A 17,810-nucleotide genomic window follows, 5' to 3' on the forward strand; every position below is an offset into this window, starting at 1 on the left:
ATTTCTGCAGGTCAGCGACCCGTGGTGGGCAATCGCTGCAGGTCACAGCGCTGGCTGGTCTCTTCCGCGACATCTGACAGCCCCGAGAAGCCGACTTCGGTCAAGCCCTCTCCCGGTCCGCAACTGCGCGGACCGGGAGAGGGCTTGGCTGTTTCTGTACACCGTGTCGTGCCCGTGCGTCTGTTCTCGACCGAAAATGCATTTTCTTCTTGAACGAGATTCGCCACACGTGGACATCCTCGAAAAGTCAACCTTATGGGAGGGCTTCACTGGTTCGGGCGCATGCGCATCAGTCGGCGCTTAACCCTGCCTCGCGTTGAAAAGAATGCTCCCAACAAGAAACGAATGTCAGAGGAGTCACTTGTGGGTCGTACCCGGAAAATCATGTTCGCCGCGGCCGGTGCGCTGCTCGTGGGGACCGCGGTCTCCGGCACGGCCTCCGCGGCGGCATCCGGCGACGTCGTGGTGTTCCGGACCGAGTTGTCGCCGCTGAGCGTCTACGAGGACCCGCACGGCTGTCACAAACTCCCGGCGGACGCGCACGTGCTGACGAATCGCACCGACCGTCCGGTCACGGTGTACGGCGACCCGTTCTGCCTCACGCCCGGCTTCGTCGTGCAGCCGGGCCACGGGGCGCACGTCGCGCCGGGCAGCGGCAGTTTCTCGGCCTGAACCACCCGCTGCCGCACCTCGGCCACCTCAACCCCCAGGAGAACCGCCGCACATGACCATCGACCTCGTCGTCATGGGACTGGGCCACGTCGGACTGCCCCTCGCCCGGGCCGCGCTCTCGGCAGGCCTGTCCACCGCCGGATACGACGTGTCGGCCCCGGTGGTGGACGGTCTCGCCCAGGGGCTTTCCCACGTCGGCGGTGTCTCCCACGCGCAGGTCGCGGACATGCTGGACGCCGGTTTCCACGCCACGGCCGACCCCGCGGTCCTGGACGGTGCGCAGACCGTCGTGATCTGCGTGCCGACCGGGCTCACCCCCGAGGGACTGCCCGACCTGTCGGCGGTGGAGAACGCCGCGAGCGTCGTCGCCCGGCGGCTGCGCTCCGGGATGCTCGTCGTCCTGGAGTCCACCAGCTACCCCGGCACCACCGAGGACGTCGTCAAGCCGCTGCTGGAGCGCGGCAGCGGCCTGCGCGCGGGTGAGGACTTCCACCTCGCGTACTCGCCGCAGCGCATCGACCCCGGCAACCGGACCCGTGACGTCGGCAACACCCCGAAAGTCGTCAGCGGCTGCACCGCGCTGTGCGCGAAGTACGCCACCGCGTTCTACGGACGGTTCGTGGATCACCTCGTCGTCGCCCGCGGCACCCGCGAGGCCGAGATGGCCAAGCTCCTGGAGAACACCTACCGCTACGTCAACATCGCGCTGGTCGACGAGATCGCGCTGTTCTGCCACCAGACCGGCATCGACGTGTGGGACGTACTGCACTGCGCGGCCACGAAGCCGTTCGGCTACGCCCCGTTCAGCCCGGGCCCGGGCGTCGGCGGGCACTGCATCCCCGTCGACCCCCGCTATCTGGCCGCGCGGGCGGAGTCGCAGGGTTTCTCCTTCCGCATGCTGGCGGCCGCCCACCAGGTCCTCACCGGCATGCCCCGGCATGTCGTCGACCGGACCCTGTCCCTGCTCGGCGACACCCGCGGCCGGGTCGAGGGCGCGCGCGCACTCCTGCTGGGCGTGACCTACAAGGCCGACGTGGCCGACCTGCGGGAGACACCGGCCCGCCCGGTGGCCGCGGGACTGCTCGCCGCCGGCGTCGAGGTGTCCTACCACGACCCCTACGCGGACCACTTCACCGTGGACGACAGGCCTCTGCCACGCGTCACGGAACTGCGGGACGGCCTGGAGCAGGCCGATGTGGCGATCCTGCTGCAGGACCACGCCTGCTACGAGAGACACGCGCTGGGCAGAGCCCGATGCGCCGTGCTGGACACCCGCGGCAAGGTCGTGGGCAGCAGCGTCACGCTGCTCTGACGCCCTGTCACCACCTGGTCCCGACCACACCGACTCACACCTTCCACGCCGGCCCCCGCCGGCCCCAGACCCCGCGCGGCATGCCCGCACGCGCGGTTTCGCGGCCCTGTCCGAGCGCCGCAATCCATCATCCCCCAAATGAAGGAGAAGCACATGAGCACCGCTGTTGCCAACGACCGTCTGGTCAAGCGTTTCGACAAGTGGGACACCGACGGCAACGGTGTCCTCGAGGCCGACGACTTCCTCGGTGAGGCCCTGCGGATCGCCGAGAATCTCGGCAAGGACACCGCCTCGCCGGAGGTCCAGGAGCTCGTGAGCGCGTTCCGCGGGCTCTACGAGAACCTGGCCGAGAAAGCGGGAGTCTCGGCGGGCGGCGGCATCGGCCGGGAGCAGTTCCTCGCCGCCACGGGGGACATGCTGTTCCAGGAGGGCGAGGCGAGCTTCAACCGTGCCCTCGGCCCCGTCGTGAAGGCCCTGGTCAGCCTGTGCGACGACAATCACGACGGGGAGATCGACGACCGTGAGTTCCGGGCCTGGCTGACCGGAGTCGGCGTACCGGCCTCCGAGGCCGGCGACATGTTCCGGAAGGTCGACGTGGACGGCAGCGGCCGCCTGTCCGAGGAGGAACTGCTGCGCGTGGTGCGCGAGTTCCACTTCGGCCGGCTGGACGTCGAGCTTCTCGGCTGATCCTCCCGGCTGCCCCGGGACACGCGCGCGTGACACCCGGGGCAGCCGGAGGGCCTGGGTCCGCAAGACTGCCGTCTTGCGGACCCAGGCCCTTTCCGTTGTCTCGGCCCCGGGCCGTCGGCTCACCGAAGGCGTCAGCCGTACGGCGGCGGGCCCGCCTCCGCTTCCTCGTCCCTGCTCTCCGGGGCCCGGCTGCCCTGGACGAAGGTGACGCGGGCCTCCGGCCTCAGCCGCAGGTCACCGCCGCTGACCGGGCGGGGGGTGTGGATCAGGATGTTGTAGTGGTTCGGAAGGTGGCAGGCGTCGAAGCCGAGCACCGTCCCGACCCGCATGTCCCCGATGCTCACCAGGTCACCGCGGTCGATCACGCCGCCGCACTCCAGTTCCGCGAAGCCGAGAAAGCCCACCCGGTCGATGCGGGCGCCGGGACGCGGGTCCCACTGGTCGGTGCTGACCAGTTCGTGCACCTCGCGGCGGCGTACGCACCGGGCCGCGTGTTCCTCCAGCCGCATGCCGCGGTCCGTACGGTGGTGGGTCAGTACCTTGACCAGGGCACCGCGCACCGTGCGCTTCGGGCCGTCCTCCGCCGGGTTCACCGGTTCGCCACCTCTCCCGCCGGCTGCGCGCAGCCGTACGCCGCCTCCACCAGTTCCGCGGCTGCCAGGCCACCGTGCGCGCCCGGTCCGGCGGGGACGCAGCGGCCGACGACGGCGGCGAACTCCCTGAGGACCGCCTCGTACTCGTGCCACAGCGACGCCTTGAAGCCGAAGTGCCCGGCCAGCATGTCGGCGCGCAGGACTTTCCCGTCGGCCAGTTCCACCTCGACGTCCTTGCGCTCCCCCGGGTACGACCAGTCGAGGTCCACGGTCGCCGTGGCGCCCGTGAGGCTGTGCAGGCGGATCGCCGCCCGGCGGTCGAGGCCCGTGTCGTCGATGTGCGTCGCGCAGTCGGTGACGGTGACGTCGCCGAGCAGCAGCCGTACCAGATCGAGGGCGTTCGGGCCGTTGTCGGCGACGCAGCCGCCGCCGCAGCGGGCGGGGTCGAGGTACCAGTCCTCGCCGCCGAGGTGCTCCTCGATGCGCTCCAGGTAGCGCACGCGGACCGTGCGGATCTCCCGGCCCGCCGTCCGGAGCGCCAGCGCGCGGACCGCCATGTTGTAGCGCCGGTGGAACGCGGTCATCAGCGGGACGTCGTGGCGCCGCGCCTCATCCACCAGCAGGCGTCCCTCGGCGGCGGTGAGGGCGAGGGGTTTTTCCACGCAGACGGCGACGCCGGCGGCCAGTGCGTCCCGGCAGACCGGCAGGTGCGCGTGGTTGGGTACGGCCACGACGACGGCGTCCGGCCGCGCCCGCTCCAGCAGCGCCCGGTGGTCTCGGAAGCGGGCCGCCCGGCCCTCGTACCGCTGGAGTGCCGGGAGGCGGGTGTCGCAGACGGCGGACAGTTCCCAGCGGGGCAGGCGTTCGACGGCGGCCAGGTAGTACGGGGAGATCGCGCCGAGGCCGATGACGCCGAGGCGCAGCGGCTGGTTCATCGCCGGCCTCCGGCGTTGGGCGCCGTGCCGTTGCCGGTGCCGGGCCCGGTGCCGGGGGTGCCGAGGAGGCCCAGGTCGGCCAGTTCCCGGTACAGGTGCTCGGGCAGCGGGATGCCGTGGCGGCGGCGCCGGGCGGCACGTTCGGCCTCCCACCAGCCCGGGTAGCGCACCGGTTCGCCGCCGGGCACCGGTGGGCAGTCGGTGAGCGCGCCGAACAGGGACCGGGTGGTGGCGGCGACGTCGGCGTCCGGGCGCAGCACCTCCGGGGCGATGGCGAGGAGGAAGAAGCCGATGTCGTCGTCCCGTCCGTGCGGCCGCCCGTCCCCTTCCAGGGCGGCGGGGGCGGGGCCGACGGCGGACCCGGACACCACCGCGGCCAGCAGTTCCACCGCGATGCCGAGTCCGTAGCCCTTGTGGACGCCGTTCTCGGACGTTCCGCCGAGCCAGCGCAGGAAGGCCTCGCCGCGGTCGAAGGCGTTCGGGTCGGTCACCGGTTCGCCGGCCGCGTCCTCCAGCCAGCCCTCGGGGACCGGCGTACCGCGGCGGGCGGCGACGCGTACCCGGCCGGTCGGTGCGACGGTGGTGCTCATGTCGAGCAGGAAGGGGTGGCCGTCGAGGGCGGGTGCGGCGACGCTCAGCGGGTTGGTGCCCAGCATGGTGACCGCGCCGCCCGGGGGTCGTGCGATGCGCTGGCCGCCGCAGTTGCTCGCCACGACGCCGATCATCCCGGTGTGCGCGGCGCGCGCGGCGTGGAAGCCGGCGCACCCCAGGTGAGTGGCGCCGCGTACGGACACCAGGCCGATGCCGTGCCGGCGGGCGCGTGCGACGGCGTCGTCCATGGCCTCCGCCGCGGCCCACAGGCCCAGGGCGCGCCGGGCGTCGACGGTCGCGCAGGCGCCCAGGTCGGTGAGGGTGCGCGGTTCGGCCCGGGGGTCGCAGCGGCCCGACTCCAGCAGCGGCAGGTAGAGCCGGGTCAGGTTGAAGACGCCGTGCGAGTCGAGGCCGGTGAGGTCGCCGTGGCAGAGGGCGTCGGCCGCGAGCCGGGCCCGGGCGGCCGGGATGCCGTGGCCGGTGAAGAGACCGGTCACCGCGGCGTGCAGTTCGGCGTGGCCGACCAGGACGGTGGGGTGACCGGGGGTGGCGTCGGGTGTGGTGCGGTGGTTGGCGGTGGTGTGGTCGGGGGCGGTGGGTGCCGTCATCCGGTGGTTCCTTGCGTAAGGGTGGGGCGGTCTTCGGCGAAGCGGGTGACGAGTCGGTGGACGAGGTCCGCGAGTTCCTCGAGGCCGGTCAGGCCGACGGATTCCCCGGTCGCGTGGGCGGGGGCGGCGGCGGGGCCGCCGGTGACGGGGCGGGGCCGGTTGCCGGTCCGGGAGGCCACGGCGACGGTGGCGTCGGCGTCCTCGCGGCGGCGGGTGGGCGTGTCGAAGGCGGCGGGCGGGAGACCGGCGGAGGCGGTGCCGTCGACGGTGCGCCGTCCGGCGGCGTCCCGGCCGAGGCGGTGCACAGCGGCCGGTTGGCCGTCGGTGCCGGTCGCGGCCTCGTCGCCGGTGCCGGCCGGCGGTCCGTGCCCCGCGGCGGTGCTGCGGGGCACGTCAGGACCTCCCGGCGGGTGCGGCGGTGGTGGCTTCCCGCGCCGCGCACAGCAGGCGGGCGGTCGCGCAGGCGAGCGCGAAGTCGGCGGTGTCCACCGGTCCGGGGCGGACCGGCGCGGGCAGGAGGACCGGTTCGGAGAGGAAGTCCCGGTAGGCACCCGTCATGAACCCGGTCAGGGCGTCGTCCCGGAAGACGTGCCGGCCGGTCCAGGGCCCGCCGCTGTCGGGGGGATTCATCCGACCGGCGGGCTCGGCGGGGTGGATGACGAGCTGGGCGTGGTCGTCGTCCTCGCCGAGGGGGAAGTGGCCCGTGGCCGTCCCGCCGTCGAACTCGCAGACGACGCTGCGCTGTCGCACGGCCGCGCCGAGGTCGGAACGCAGCAGCGTCACCACTCCCGACCGGTGTTCCAGTTCCACGTGGGCGCCGCCCATGCGGGGCAGCTCCCGGTCTTCGCAGCGCAGGTCCCAGCAGTGCGCGGTCCGCAGTTCGGCGGGGCCGGCCAGGTCGAGCGCGAGGGCCAGGGAGTGCGGGATCTCCACGTCGAGGGCGCTCCGGTGCCCGTCGGTGGTCAGGGACCTGAGGAACCGGGGTTTGTGCTGGTCCACGGTGATGCGGCGGAGCCGGCCGAGCCCTCCGCCGCGCACGAGCCGTCGCAACCGGCCGGCGAGCCGGGAGGCGTTCCAGTGGGCGACGGTCATGAGGCGGAGGCCGGCCTCGTCGCGCAGCCGGACGAGGGCGTCGAGCTCGTCCAGGGACCCGGCCGACGGTTTCTCCAGGATCATCCTGCGGAATCCGTGCCCCGCGAGTTCCTCGACCAGGGCGTACCGCAGCGGGGGCGGCGTGCAGACATGGGCCACCGCGGTGGCCGGGTCCACGTACTCCAGGGCCTCGTCCAGGGTGCCGGCCACGGTCACCTCGGGGGTGGCCGGGACGCGCGGACGGGAGGCGCGCGGATCGCAGCCGACGACGGGCAGGACGACGAGGGGGTCGTCCGTGCTCCCGGTCCGCCCGGCCAGCCGGGCGAGTGTCCTCACGTGCAGTCCGGATCCGGACCGGCCGAGCCCGACGACGAGGGGCTGCAGCACAGGGCCTCCTGGAAGGGAAAAAGAGGGACGGCGGACGAGGGACCGACGGGCCGGGCAGCGGGCGGCGCGGCCCGTGCGCCAACTCCGTTGTGGAGCAGGACTATTGCCGTCGCGGAAGGAATGGGTCAAGCGAATCGGAAGGCCATTAGCCACAACGTGTGAAGATGATCCTTTCCTTTCTCCGTGGCACGCGAAATCCGCCTAGCGTGGCCATTCGACACGACTCCACGGGCGGGTGAAGAAAGTGGCTCCGAACGAAGATCTCCGGGCGACGGTCAGGGGCGGATTATCAGCCACAGGGGCCACAGAAGCCTCTGAAGGAGGGGAACGCGCCGAAACGGTGCGCGCGATTCCCTTTTTCTCCCAGGCCGAAACCTTCGAACAATTGTGGCCCCTCGTGGAAAAGAGACTGGGGGAGGTTTTCGACAGCGGCAAGTTCTCCCACGGGAAACAGGTCGGGCAACTGGAGGCCGCGCTCGCGGAGTACACCGGCGCCCGGCGCGTGATCTGCGTCAACAGCGGCACCGACGCGCTCGTGCTGCTGCTGCGGGCCTGCGGGCTGCGGCCCGGCGACGGTGTGCTGGTGCCCGCGTACTCGTTCGTCGCCACCGCGTCGGCCGTCGTACTGGCGGGCGGACAGCCCCAGTTCGTCGACATCGACCCGGAGACGTACGCGATGGACCCGGCGGCGCTCGAGGCGGCCGTCACCGCGCGCAGCCGCTTCGTGATGCCGGCGCACCTGTTCCACACCATGGCCGACCTGGAGGGCATCGCGTCGGTCGCGCACCGGCACGGTCTGACGGTGGTCGAGGACAGCGCCGAGGCGATCGGCATGCGCCGGGGCGGTGTACACGCCGGCCTGCACGGCGCGGGGGGTGTGCTGTCCTTCTTCCCGTCCAAGACGCTCGGCGCGCTGGGCGACGCGGGCGCCGTACTCACCGACGACCCGGAGGTCGCCGACACCGTCGCGGCCCTGCGCCACCACGGCAGGGCGGGCCGCACGCTGAACGACTTCCCGGCCATCTCGACCGAGAGCGCCCTGCCGGGCGTGAACAGCAAGATGGACGACATCCAGGCGGCCGTCCTGCTGGCCAAACTGACGGTCCTGGAGGAGCAGATCGCGCGCCGCGCCGAACTCGCCGCCGCCTACACCGCCCGCCTGCGGGACGTGCCGGGCGTGCTCCGCCTGCCACGGCCCACCGCCGGGAAGCCGGGCGACCGCGACGTGTACTACGTGTACCTGATCGAGACCGAGGACCGGGACGCCCTGGTCGGCCATCTCGGCCGGCACGGCATCGGCACCGAGGTCTACTACCCGGTGTCGCTGCCCCACCAGCCCGTCTTCGCCGGTCTGGGCCACGGGCCGGGCGACTTCCCGCACGCCGAGGCGGCGGCCCGGCACGCCGTGGCCCTGCCGTTCCACCCCGATCTGCACCCCGAAGACCTGGAGCGCGTGTGCGACACCGTCCGCTCGTTCCTCACCGCGAGGCGGGCCGCATGACCACATCGATGCCTCCCGCCGTGCCCTTCTTCCCGCCCGGCCTGTTCGAGGCCGACCGCGCCACGCTCCTCGACGTCGTCCGGGAGGTGGGCCTCGACCCGGAGCAGGAGTTCATCCTGGGCCGGCGCACGGCGGCCTTCGAGGAGGTGCTCCGCGAGGATCTGGACGCCGCCGACGTGGTGGCGTGTTCCAGCGGTACGTCCGCGCTGTCGCTGGTGCTGCGGGCCATGGGCGTCGGGCCCGGTGACGAGGTCATCGTGCCCGCGTTCGGGTGCGCGCCGCTGGCCTCGTCGGTGGTCGACACGGGAGCCACTCCCGTCTTCGCCGACATCCGGCCGGACACCATGACCATGGACCCGGACCACGCCGAGCACCTCGTCACCGCGCGGACCAGGGCGGTGATGCCGGCCCACATGTTCTCCGTGATGGCCGACATGCCGCGCTTCGTGGAGCTGGCCGGACGGCACGGTCTGCGGCTGCTGGAGGACTCGGCGGTCGCCCAGGGCGGCGTACTGCGCGGCGTGCCGGCCGGACTGTGGGGCGAGGCGGGCGTCTACTCCTTCGTACAGGTCAAGACGTGCGGCATGCCCGGCGAGGGCGGGGCGGTGGTGACCCGGGACGCGGAACTGGGCGCGCGGGTGCGGATGCTGCGCCGGCACGGCCAGGTCCCCGGGCGGCGTTTCGTCCACCACGCCATCGGGCTCAACAGCCGCTTCGACGAGATCCAGGCCGCGTTCCAGACGTACCGCTACCGCGGCTTCCCCGCACGTCTGGCGCGGCGGGCGGAGATCGCCGCCTACTACACCGAGCGTTTCACTCCACTCGCCGACCGCGGTGTCCTGCCGCCGCCGGCCGACCCGGACGGCCGGTGCTTCTACGTGTACACCGTGCTCGCCGACGCCCGGGACGCGCTCGGTGCCCGGCTGGCCGAGTCGGGTGTGGCCACGCACGTCTACTACCCGCTCCCGCTGCCCGCGCAGCGCGCCTTCGCTCCCTACGCGCCGCCCGGTGTCCGCTGGCCGCGCGCCGAGGAGGCCGCCCGGCGCCATCTGGCGCTTCCGGTGCACCACATGCTGACCGACGCGCAGGTCGAACACGTCGCCGACCTGGTGTGCGGCTTCGCCGACGCACATCGCTGACACCCCGTCACGCGCCGCTCTCCCCACCCCCCACTGCGCGGTGAGTGGGCCCACCCCGCCCCTGAGCCCTCGCACCCCGCGTCCGACGAAACCCAAGAGGTCACCCATGACGGACAGCATCGCGGCGGAGCGTCCCGCGCCCGCCGCGCAACTCGTGAGCAGGCTGCGCGTCTACGCGCGGCTCGGCAAGCTGGACGTGTACGACTACTACCTCGGCATCTTCCTCGCCCTGTCCGCCGCGCTGTTCCCCCTCGCCGACTTCACCGGACGGCAGGGGCTGGCGCTGGCGGTGTTCCTGGCCGGGGAGATCGCGGTCCTCATGGCGATGGTCGCCCTGGACGACGTCACCGGCTTCCGGGACGGCAGCGACCTCGCCAACTACGGTCCGGACAACCCGCTGCGCAGCAAGGCCCGCAAGCCGCTCGTCGCCGGGACGCTGACGGTGCCGCAGGCGCTGCGTTTCGCCTGGGGCTGCGCCGGGTCGGGCGCGGTGCTGTGGGCGGGCGCCGCGCTGCTGGCACCGCACCGACCGCTGTGGGCGCTGGTCGCGGCGGGCGCGCTGTTCGCCGTGTCGCTGCAGTACTCGTACGGGCTGAAGATCAGTTACCACGGTTTCCAGGAGGCCTTCCTCGTCGCGCTCGGCGCCGTGCTCGTGGTGGTGCCGTACGGGCTGGTGACGGGGGGCTGGTCGGGGTTCCTGATGGTGCAGGCGGTGCTGTTCGGGTTCGGGCCGCTGATGTTCGGGGTGTACTCCAACACCCATGACGTCGCCGGTGACCGGGCCGTGGGCCGGCCGACCGTGGCCGCGCTGGTGTCCGAGCGGGGCAACGCCGTGTTCATCGGGGCGCTGTCCGGCACGGAGTTCCTGATCGGCGCGGTCGCCTCGGTGACCGGGACGGCACCGTGGTGGTTCGTGCTGCTGATGCTGCCCGCGTCCGCGCTGCGGGCCCGCCAGTACCTGACCGGGTTCGTGCGGGGCGACATCATGACGGCCCGCCGGACGGGTTTCGCGGTGCACCGGCTGTCCGTGCTGCTGATGACCGCGGCCAACGTGCTCGTCGCCGTGGAGGTGGCCGCATGACACCCGAGATCGACGTCGCGGTCGTCGGCGCCGGCATCGCCGGTCTGACCACCGCCCACGAACTGCGGCGCGCCGGGCTGTCCGTCCGGGTCTACGAGCACCTGCCGCAGGTCGGCGGACGGATGCGCAGCGTCCGCCACGAGGGCTGGACCGTGGACACCGGGGCCGAGCAGGTTTCCTCGCGGGGCTACCGCGCCACCTGGGAGCTGCTGCGCCGCGTCGGCGCGACCCGGATGGACGTGCCCCGGGTGGGCGGCGGGGTGGCCGTCTGGCGCGACGGGCGTGCCCGGCTCGGCGTGGGCGAGAACACGGCCGTGTTCACCGGGGCCGGGCTGTCCGGTCGGGCCCGGCTCGACCTGGCCGCGTTCTCGGCCTGGGCCGGGCGCCGCCGCGCCCGTTTCGACGGGGACCGTCCGGAAAACACCCCGCTCGGAGCCGCCACGGTGCGGGAGACGGCCGCCCCCTACCACGCCGACCTGCACGACTACCTCTTCCAGCCGGTCGCGGGCTGCTTCTTCGGCTGGGACACCGCCCGCTCCGCCGCCGCCCCGCTGGTGAGCCTGCTGCTGGAGTCCGGTGCGCCGTCCGACTGGCGCACGTACCGGGACGGCATGGACTTCCTGGCCCGCCGGCTGGCCGACGGCACCGACGTCGAGACGGGCCGTGCCGTGCGGGAGGTCACCGACGGGGGCGGGCACGCCGTGCTGCGTTTCGAGGAGGGTGAGGTGCGGGCGCGGGCCGCCGTGCTGGCCGTACCGGCTCCCGTCGCGGCGGCGCTCCGCCCGGACGCCCCCGCCGACGAACGACCGTTCCTCGACGCCTGCGCCTTCACCCCGATGCTGAAGGTGAGCTGTCTGCTGGACCGTCCGCTGACTCCGTCCGCCCGGCGTCCGGTGCACATCCTGCTCACGCCGGCCGTCGAGGAGGACGTGCTCTCCGGTGTGGTCGTCGACCACGTCAAGGACCCGGGGCGGGTTCCGGGGGGGCGCGGGCTGATCACTCTCGTGGCCGGTCCGCGCAGGGTCCGTCAGCTGCTGGACGCCTCCCCGGACGAGGCCGCCGACGTACTCGTCGGCGCGGCGGAGCGTTACGTACCGGGTATCGGGGCCGCCCGTCTGCACCACCTCGTGCACGCCTTCCGTCACGGCCTTCCGGAGGCCGGGCCGCAGGCGCTGCGGGAACGGCCCGGTTTCCTGTCCCGCCCGGTGCGCGCCGTGGAGTACGCCGGTGACTGGGTGACGCTGCGTCCCGCGTCCGAGGGTGCCGTCCGGGCGGGTGCCCTGGCGGCGTCCCGTGTCCTCAGCAGGCTGGGGCGGCGTACGCCGTCCGGCCCGAACCCGACGGAGGAGATCCGTGCGACCGCGTGACATGGGCACCCTGTTCGACGACGCCGCGGCAGCCGGCGCCCGGACCGTGGTACGCCTGGACCGGCCCTTCGACCTCGCCCCGCGGGCCGGCACCCGGTGGACCGTGCCGGAGCTCGCCGCCCTGGTGCGCGCCACCGCCGCCCGGCTCGCCGACGCCGGGGTCCGGCCCGGGGACCGGGTGGCCGTCGTGAAGGACAACCACTGGGACTACGACCTGCTGGCCTGCGCCGTGGTCCGCCTCGGCGCCGTGCCCGCGCCGTTGTCCGCCCGCCTCGCCACCCCGGACCTCGTCGCCCTGCTGCGGCGGCTGGACCCGGCCGCGCTGGTCACCACCTCGGCGGTGCTGGCACGCTGCGGCGACGCTCCGGCGCGGATCCGCGTCACGCTCGACGCCGCCGTGCCGGGCGCGGTCCACTTCGCCGCGCTGGACGACTCCGGCCCCGCCGGGCCGGTGGCGCGCCGCGACGACGAGCCGCTGGCCGTCCACCACACCTCCGGCACGACCGGTCTGCCCAAACTGGTCGTCCACTCCACACGGACCCTCGTGCACGAGCTGGCCCGCTTCGAGGCGGTGCGTTACCCGGTCATCGGCATCCGCGGCGACGACGTCCTGTGCAACGCCAGCGCGTTCGGCCACGGCCGCACCTTCTGCTGGACGGCCGTGGTGATGGCGCTCGCGCCCGCCGGGATCACGATCCTCACCGGTGACGACCCGGACGCCGCCGACCCGCTGCTGCGCGCGCATCCGCCCACCGTGATGGAGGCGCTGCCCGCCGCCTACACCCGGCTGCGCCCGCTCACCGCGCGGCTGGACAACCCGTTCCGGCGGACCCGTCTGTTCATCAGCACCTACGACGCGATGCACCCGCCCGCGCTGCGCGCGTATCTGACGGCCAGTCGCCACGCCCGTCCGCTGTGGATGCAGGGCTGGGGCCAGACCGAGACCGGGCCGCTGACGTTCCGCTTCCACACCCGCAGGTCCGTGCTCGCGCCGGACGCCGCGTCGGCCGCGCGCCGGCTGGGCCGTCCGGTTCCGGGCCGGACCCGGGTGCGTGTGGTGGACCCGGAGACGCTGCGGCCGGTGCCGCGCGGCCGTACGGGCCTGCTGCTGGTCCGCACCGCCGCCCTTGCCCTCGGCTACCTCGGCGAGCGGGAGCGCTGGGAGGCCAAACGGGTCGGCGACTGGTGGTCGACGGGGGATGTGGGGGTGTACCACCGCGACGGCAGTGTCAGCGTGCTGGACCGCGAGGCCGACCGGCTGCCCGGGATGAGCTGCCTGCGGACCGAGGACCTGCTGGAGCAGCGGCTGCCGCAGGCCCTGGAATGCGTGATCGTCGGCGGCGGGGACGGCATACCCCTGCCGGTCGTGATCACGCCCGACGGCCGGCTGGACCCGGACGTCTGGAAAAAGGCCGCCGGAGGACTGCCGGCGATGGCCGGGCCCACCGTCCTGACCTGGGACGAGGTGCCGCGCACGAGTACCGGCAAGGTCCGCCGCGCCGCACTGGCCCACCAGCTCACCGGCACCGCGTCCACCGGCGACAACACGGGCCGCTGGACCTGACAGGTCCTCGCCCGAGGAGAGGAGTCCCCCCGTGCCCCAGCCTCAGCCGTCCCCCGCCCCGCGGGCCGCCCGCGCGGTCTTCGGCAACGGCACCGCGCACAGCCGCGACCAGCACCGCTGCCTGGCCGCCGCGTACGACCCGGTGACACTGCCCCGGCTGGCCGCCGCGGGTGTCGGTCCCGGCTGGCGCTGCCTGGAGATCGGTGCGGGCGGCGGCAGCATCGCGCGCTGGCTGGCCGAGCGGGTCGCACCGGGCGGCTCCGTGCTCGCCACCGACCGCGACCCCCGCGACCTGGTGCCCGGTCCGGGCCTGGAGGTCGCCGCGCTCGACGTGGCCCGCGACCCGCTCCCGGAGGCGGCCTACGACCTGGTGGTGGCCCGTCTGGTGCTGCAGCACGTGCCGTCCCGTGACGCCGTACTGGCCAAGCTGGTGCGCGCGCTCGCACCCGGCGGTCTGCTGCAGATCGACGAGATCGACGCCTCGTACGAGCCGCCGCTGCTCACCCCGGACCCACGGTCCGAGGCCCTCTATGTCCGGTTCCTTCAGGCCAAGTCGGCGGCCATGCGCGCCGCGGGCGGCGACCCGTGCTGGGCGCGCAAGGCACCGGCGGCCCTGCGGGCGGCGGGGCTGACCGACGTCGACGTGCACCTCCACATCGGCGTGCGGCACGCGCGGGATCCCGGCCTGGGCCTGCAGCTGAACCACACCCGAAACCTGCGGGACCGGCTCAGGGAGCAGGGCATGACGGACGACGAGCTGAACCGGGTGGGGCGGTTGATGCGGGACCCGTCCTTCCGTGCCGCCTCCAGCGTCTTCTACTCGGTGCAGGGCCGTCGGCCCGCCGGGGTACGCCCGTGACGGCGGGGCTGCGGGCCGGGACCCGCCCGGCCGTCGCCACCGCGGTCGCGGACCGTCTGCTGCGGCACACCGCGCGGGCCCTGCCGGAGAGGGGGGCGGGTCCTGACCCGGGGCGGCTCCACCTCGACTGGGCGGGGCCGGTCGGCTCGCCCCTGTCCCTTTCCCTGTCCGACGAGCGTGCCGTGCAGGCCGCCTGCGGTCTGATGCACGTCCACGGCCGGGCCACGGGCGGCCCCGCCCCGCTGGCCGTCGACTACGCCTCGGCCGTGACGGGGGTGCTCGCCGCCCTGGGCGTCACCGCCCTGCACGTCGGGCGGGCCGGCGGCCTCGACCTGCGCGAGGTACGGACGTCGGTGTCCCAGGGCGCCCTGCTGGCGGTCGGTCAGTACCTCGCCGCGGCGACGGCCCAGGGGGGCCACGGCCCGTCCGAACCGGAACTCCCCGCGGGGGAAGCGGACAGCGGCCTGGCGACCCTGGTCACGTCCGACGGTGCCCGGGTGGAGATCGAGACGCTCGACCCCGGCGCCTGGCGGGAGTTCTGGGCGGGGCTGGGGGTACCGCCCGCGGTGGCGGGGCGGGGCTGGCTGCCGTTCCAGCAGCGGTTCGCCACCGCCGTCTGCCCGCTGCCCGGCGCACTGCGCCGGACCGTCCGCCGTCGCACGCTGGCCGATCTGCGCGCCGCCGCACACCACGCCGGGGTCAGTCTCCTCACCGTCCGCTCCGACCCGGCCCCGGCCGCCTGCCCCGAGCCCTGGCAGCTGATCCCGGGGCCGGGCACGGACGGCGACACCCGGGTTGTCAGCGGGAGCCGCCGCGACGCCGCACTGCCCCTCGCCGGGCTGCGCGTGGTGGAGTCCACCCGCAGAGTGCAGGGCCCGCTCGCCGGGCACGTCCTGCGGATGCTGGGCGCCGACGTCGTACGGATCGAGCCGCCCGGCGGGGACCCGATGCGCGGGCTCGCACCGCTGGCGGGCGACTGCTCGGCCCGGTTCCTGGCGCTCAACGCGGGCAAGCCCGTGGTCGAGGCCGACCTCACCACCGCGCGGGGCCGCGCCGCCGTCCGCGCCCTGATCGCCGGGGCCGACGTTTTCCTGCACAACTGGGCCCCCGGCAGGGCCACCCGCTTCGGGCTGTCCGCCGCCGACCTGCTGCCCGCCCACCCCCGCCTCGTCCACGCCGGGGCATCCGGTTTCGGCGACGCCTTCGGCGACCGGCCCCCGGCGGGCACCGACTACCTCGCCCAGGTGCACAGCGGACTGGCCGCCGCCGTACGACCGGCCGACGAGCCCCCGGCTCCCTCCCTGATGACCCTCACGGACGTGCTCGGCGGGCTGGTGTGCGCGCAGGGAGTGCTGACCGCGCTGGCGGCCCGCCGGGCGACGGGCCGGGGCGGCCGGGTCCACTCCAGTCTGCTCTCCGCCGGTGCGCTGGTCCCCCGCCCCGCGCACCGGGCCCACTGGACCCCACTGGACCGGCCGCTGCGCACGGCGGACGGCCATCTGTACCTCGGCCCCCGGGCGCGGCGGCACCCCGAGGCGGTGTGCCGGGTGCTGGATGCCGCTTCGGTGGAGGACGCGCCGGCCCGTACGGCCCGCCGTACGACGGACGACTGGCGGGCACGGCTGGCGGAGGCGGGCCTGACGGCGACTCCCGTGCTGACCGACCTCGCGGACCTGCCGCGCGATGCCGCCTTCCGGGCGGCCGTCGCACCCCCGGACCCGGCCGCCGCGTACGCCCGCCCGCGTACCCCCTGGGAGTTCGCATGACCACCGCCTCCGCCACCCCGCCCCCGGTGGAGGACACCGGGCAGCCGGTGTGGACGTCACGCGCCGGGGTTCCCTTCCCCGACCTCGTGCCCCGCGCCCTGCGGCGGGCCTGGGTGACCGCCGGGCTGTGCCCGGACGCCGACCTGTACGCCCTGTTCGGCGCCCGGGTCCGGGAACACCCGGACCGTACGGCGCTGGTGGACGGGGCAGGGGCGCTGTCCTACGCGGCCCTCGACGCCGAAGTGCGCCGGGTCGCCGCCCTGTTCGACGCGGCGGGGCTAGGTGCCGGGGACGTGGTCGCGCTGCGGCTGCCCGACGGGCGCGACGCCGTCGCCGCGGAACTCGCCGTCTACGCGATCGGCGCGGTGGCCCTCCCTCTCCCCCCGGGCGGCGACGACCGTGACCTGCGGGCCCTCCTCGCCCGCTGCCGTGCCCGCGGCGCCGTCCTCGCCGCGCCGCCCCCGGCGCAGGTCCTCGACGGCCTTCCCCACCTGAACACGGTGCTCCTCCCGGGTGCACGGGGACTGCACGGCACGGCCCGGCGGGACTGGCGGCCCCGGCCGGTGGACCCCTACGGCCCCGCCCGCATCCTGGTGTCCTCGGGCACCGAGGCCGAGCCGAAGATGGTCGCCTACAGCCATCACGCCCTGGCCGGGGGCCGCGCCCGCTACGTCCGGGCGCTCCACCCGGATCTCTCGGTACCGCCCCGCCACCTCGTTCTCGTCCCGCTGGCCTCCTCCTTCGGCTCCCTCGGCACGCCCGTCACCCTCACCGCGCTCGGCGGCACGCTGATCGTGCGGCCGGAGTTCGACGCGGAGCGCGCGCTGCGGATGGTCGCCGAGCACCGGCCCACACACCTCTTCGCGGTGCCCACGATGCTGCGCCGGATCGCCGACCTGCCGTGCCTGCCCGGCGAGGACACGTCGTCGCTGCGCGTCGTCGTCTCCAGCGGCGCGGACCTGCCGCAGACCACCGCGGAGGCCTGCCGGCGACGGTTCGACCGGCCGGTGGTGACCGTCTACGGCTCCTCCGACGGCGTGAACTGCCACACCGCCGGCGAGAGCCGCCCGCCCGGCGACAGCGCCGGCACGCCCGACCCGACCGTCGCCCGTATCCGGATCACCGGCCCCGACGGCGCCCCCGCCGTGCGCACCGGATACGCCGGCCAGATCGAGGCCAGGGGCCCCATGACGCCGATGTGTTACGTCAACGCGCCCGACCTGGACGCCCGGTACCGCACGCCCGGCGGCTGGGTGCGGACCGGCGACCTGGGCCGGCTGGACGCGTACGGCCGGCTGCACGTCCTGGGGCGGCTCAAGCGCGTCGTGATCCGCGGCGGCCTCAACATCAGCCTCGCCGAGGTCGAACGCGAACTCGCCGGGCATCCCGCGACGGCCGAGGCGGTCTGCGTCCCGGTCCCCGACCCGGACCTCGGGGAACGCCTCTGCGCCTGCGTCCGCCCCTCCCCCGGCGCCACCGCGCCCACCCTGCCCGACCTCACGGCCCACCTCCTGGCCCGCGGCCTGTCCCGGCGCAAACTCCCCGAACACCTCCTGCTGGTGGACGAGATGCCGCTCGGCCCGACGGGCAAGGTCTGCCATCGCACCCTGGCGGCGTGGGCGGCGCGGGCCGCGCGGCGCCGGTAGACGGCTC

Annotated in this window: 16 protein-coding genes; 11 read left to right on the forward strand and 5 right to left on the reverse strand. The window is 74.4% G+C overall.

The genetic code is table 11. The features are described 5' to 3' along the window. Positions 1–363 precede the first annotated feature (363 nt). The 3 genes from ABZ354_RS02395 to ABZ354_RS02405 all read left to right on the forward strand — a co-directional run bounded on the left by ABZ354_RS02395 (position 364) and on the right by ABZ354_RS02405 (position 2,671). Positions 364–672, forward strand: coding sequence for a hypothetical protein (locus ABZ354_RS02395; protein ID WP_358652031.1), 309 nt, complete (start codon positions 364–366; stop codon positions 670–672). A 52-nt stretch (positions 673–724) separates the two neighbouring features. Then, positions 725–1,984, forward strand: coding sequence for a nucleotide sugar dehydrogenase (locus tag ABZ354_RS02400; protein WP_358652032.1), 1,260 nt, complete (start codon positions 725–727; stop codon positions 1,982–1,984). 153 nt (positions 1,985–2,137) lie between these two features. After that, on the forward strand, positions 2,138–2,671 hold the full coding sequence (locus ABZ354_RS02405) for an EF-hand domain-containing protein (protein WP_358652033.1): 534 nt from the start codon (positions 2,138–2,140) through the stop codon (positions 2,669–2,671). Positions 2,672–2,805: 134 nt separating this feature from the next. Here the strand turns inward: ABZ354_RS02405 and ABZ354_RS02410 are convergent, their stop codons facing one another. The 5 genes from ABZ354_RS02410 to ABZ354_RS02430 are packed head-to-tail and all read right to left on the reverse strand — an operon-like array spanning position 2,806 to position 6,880. Further along, entirely contained in the window at positions 2,806–3,267 is a 462-nt protein-coding gene (locus ABZ354_RS02410) for a hypothetical protein (RefSeq protein ID WP_358652034.1), read from the reverse strand. Next, the gene (locus tag ABZ354_RS02415) at positions 3,264–4,202 is read right to left on the reverse strand and encodes a Gfo/Idh/MocA family oxidoreductase (RefSeq protein WP_358652036.1); all 939 of its coding nucleotides are present in this window, start codon (positions 4,200–4,202) and stop codon (positions 3,264–3,266) included. The genes ABZ354_RS02410 and ABZ354_RS02415 overlap by 4 nt, the downstream gene beginning before the upstream one ends. Continuing rightward, positions 4,199–5,401: an Ldh family oxidoreductase gene (locus tag ABZ354_RS02420; RefSeq protein ID WP_358652038.1), complete on the reverse strand. Its 1,203-nt coding sequence runs from the start codon at positions 5,399–5,401 to the stop codon at positions 4,199–4,201. Before ABZ354_RS02420 ends, ABZ354_RS02415 begins: the two co-directional genes overlap by 4 nt. Next, complete coding sequence (locus tag ABZ354_RS02425; RefSeq protein ID WP_358652040.1) at positions 5,398–5,793, reverse strand: hypothetical protein; 396 nt, start codon at positions 5,791–5,793, stop codon at positions 5,398–5,400. The genes ABZ354_RS02420 and ABZ354_RS02425 overlap by 4 nt, the downstream gene beginning before the upstream one ends. A 1-nt stretch (position 5,794) precedes the next feature. Continuing rightward, a complete protein-coding gene (locus tag ABZ354_RS02430) occupies positions 5,795–6,880 on the reverse strand; it encodes a Gfo/Idh/MocA family oxidoreductase (RefSeq protein WP_358652042.1) in 1,086 nt (361 codons plus the stop codon). A gap of 397 nt (positions 6,881–7,277) precedes the next feature. Here ABZ354_RS02430 and ABZ354_RS02435 point away from each other — a divergent pair, with 397 nt between their 5' ends. The 8 genes from ABZ354_RS02435 (at position 7,278) to ABZ354_RS02470 (ending at position 17,803) form a co-directional block, all read left to right on the forward strand. Beyond that, on the forward strand, positions 7,278–8,381 hold the full coding sequence (locus ABZ354_RS02435) for a DegT/DnrJ/EryC1/StrS family aminotransferase (protein ID WP_358652044.1): 1,104 nt from the start codon (positions 7,278–7,280) through the stop codon (positions 8,379–8,381). Next, positions 8,378–9,520: a DegT/DnrJ/EryC1/StrS family aminotransferase gene (locus ABZ354_RS02440; protein ID WP_358652046.1), complete on the forward strand. Its 1,143-nt coding sequence runs from the start codon at positions 8,378–8,380 to the stop codon at positions 9,518–9,520. Before ABZ354_RS02435 ends, ABZ354_RS02440 begins: the two co-directional genes overlap by 4 nt. Positions 9,521–9,626: 106 nt before the next feature. Beyond that, on the forward strand, positions 9,627–10,601 hold the full coding sequence (locus tag ABZ354_RS02445) for a UbiA family prenyltransferase (protein WP_358652048.1): 975 nt from the start codon (positions 9,627–9,629) through the stop codon (positions 10,599–10,601). Beyond that, the gene (locus tag ABZ354_RS02450; protein WP_358652050.1) at positions 10,598–11,968 is read left to right on the forward strand and encodes an FAD-dependent oxidoreductase; all 1,371 of its coding nucleotides are present in this window, start codon (positions 10,598–10,600) and stop codon (positions 11,966–11,968) included. Before ABZ354_RS02445 ends, ABZ354_RS02450 begins: the two co-directional genes overlap by 4 nt. Beyond that, positions 11,955–13,532: an AMP-binding protein gene (locus ABZ354_RS02455; RefSeq protein ID WP_358652052.1), complete on the forward strand. Its 1,578-nt coding sequence runs from the start codon at positions 11,955–11,957 to the stop codon at positions 13,530–13,532. The genes ABZ354_RS02450 and ABZ354_RS02455 overlap by 14 nt, the downstream gene beginning before the upstream one ends. A 31-nt stretch (positions 13,533–13,563) precedes the next feature. Next, positions 13,564–14,391, forward strand: coding sequence for a class I SAM-dependent methyltransferase (locus ABZ354_RS02460; protein ID WP_358652054.1), 828 nt, complete (start codon positions 13,564–13,566; stop codon positions 14,389–14,391). Beyond that, entirely contained in the window at positions 14,388–16,157 is a 1,770-nt protein-coding gene (locus ABZ354_RS02465) for a CoA transferase (RefSeq protein WP_358652056.1), read from the forward strand. Before ABZ354_RS02460 ends, ABZ354_RS02465 begins: the two co-directional genes overlap by 4 nt. Then, positions 16,154–17,803 carry a class I adenylate-forming enzyme family protein gene (locus ABZ354_RS02470; RefSeq protein WP_358652058.1) on the forward strand — a complete coding sequence of 550 codons (1,650 nt, stop codon included), beginning with the start codon at positions 16,154–16,156 and terminating at the stop codon, positions 17,801–17,803. The genes ABZ354_RS02465 and ABZ354_RS02470 overlap by 4 nt, the downstream gene beginning before the upstream one ends. Positions 17,804–17,810: the final 7 nt, after the last annotated feature.

Origin of the sequence: Streptomyces sp. NPDC005925 (assembly GCF_040638805.1) — a bacterium.
GTDB lineage: Bacteria > Actinomycetota > Actinomycetes > Streptomycetales > Streptomycetaceae > Streptomyces.

Excerpts from the sequence above, each read along its gene's own strand:
- ABZ354_RS02400 (WP_358652032.1), top strand. The coding sequence starts at position 725 with ATGACCATCGACCTCGTCGTCATGGGACTGGGCCACGTCGGACTGCCC.
- ABZ354_RS02405 (WP_358652033.1), top strand. The coding sequence starts at position 2,138 with ATGAGCACCGCTGTTGCCAACGACCGTCTGGTCAAGCGTTTCGACAAG.
- ABZ354_RS02415 (WP_358652036.1), bottom strand. The coding sequence starts at position 4,202 with ATGAACCAGCCGCTGCGCCTCGGCGTCATCGGCCTCGGCGCGATCTCC.
- ABZ354_RS02420 (WP_358652038.1), bottom strand. The coding sequence starts at position 5,401 with ATGACGGCACCCACCGCCCCCGACCACACCACCGCCAACCACCGCACC.
- ABZ354_RS02440 (WP_358652046.1), top strand. The coding sequence starts at position 8,378 with ATGACCACATCGATGCCTCCCGCCGTGCCCTTCTTCCCGCCCGGCCTG.
- ABZ354_RS02445 (WP_358652048.1), top strand. The coding sequence starts at position 9,627 with ATGACGGACAGCATCGCGGCGGAGCGTCCCGCGCCCGCCGCGCAACTC.
- ABZ354_RS02450 (WP_358652050.1), top strand. The coding sequence starts at position 10,598 with ATGACACCCGAGATCGACGTCGCGGTCGTCGGCGCCGGCATCGCCGGT.
- ABZ354_RS02470 (WP_358652058.1), top strand. The coding sequence starts at position 16,154 with ATGACCACCGCCTCCGCCACCCCGCCCCCGGTGGAGGACACCGGGCAG.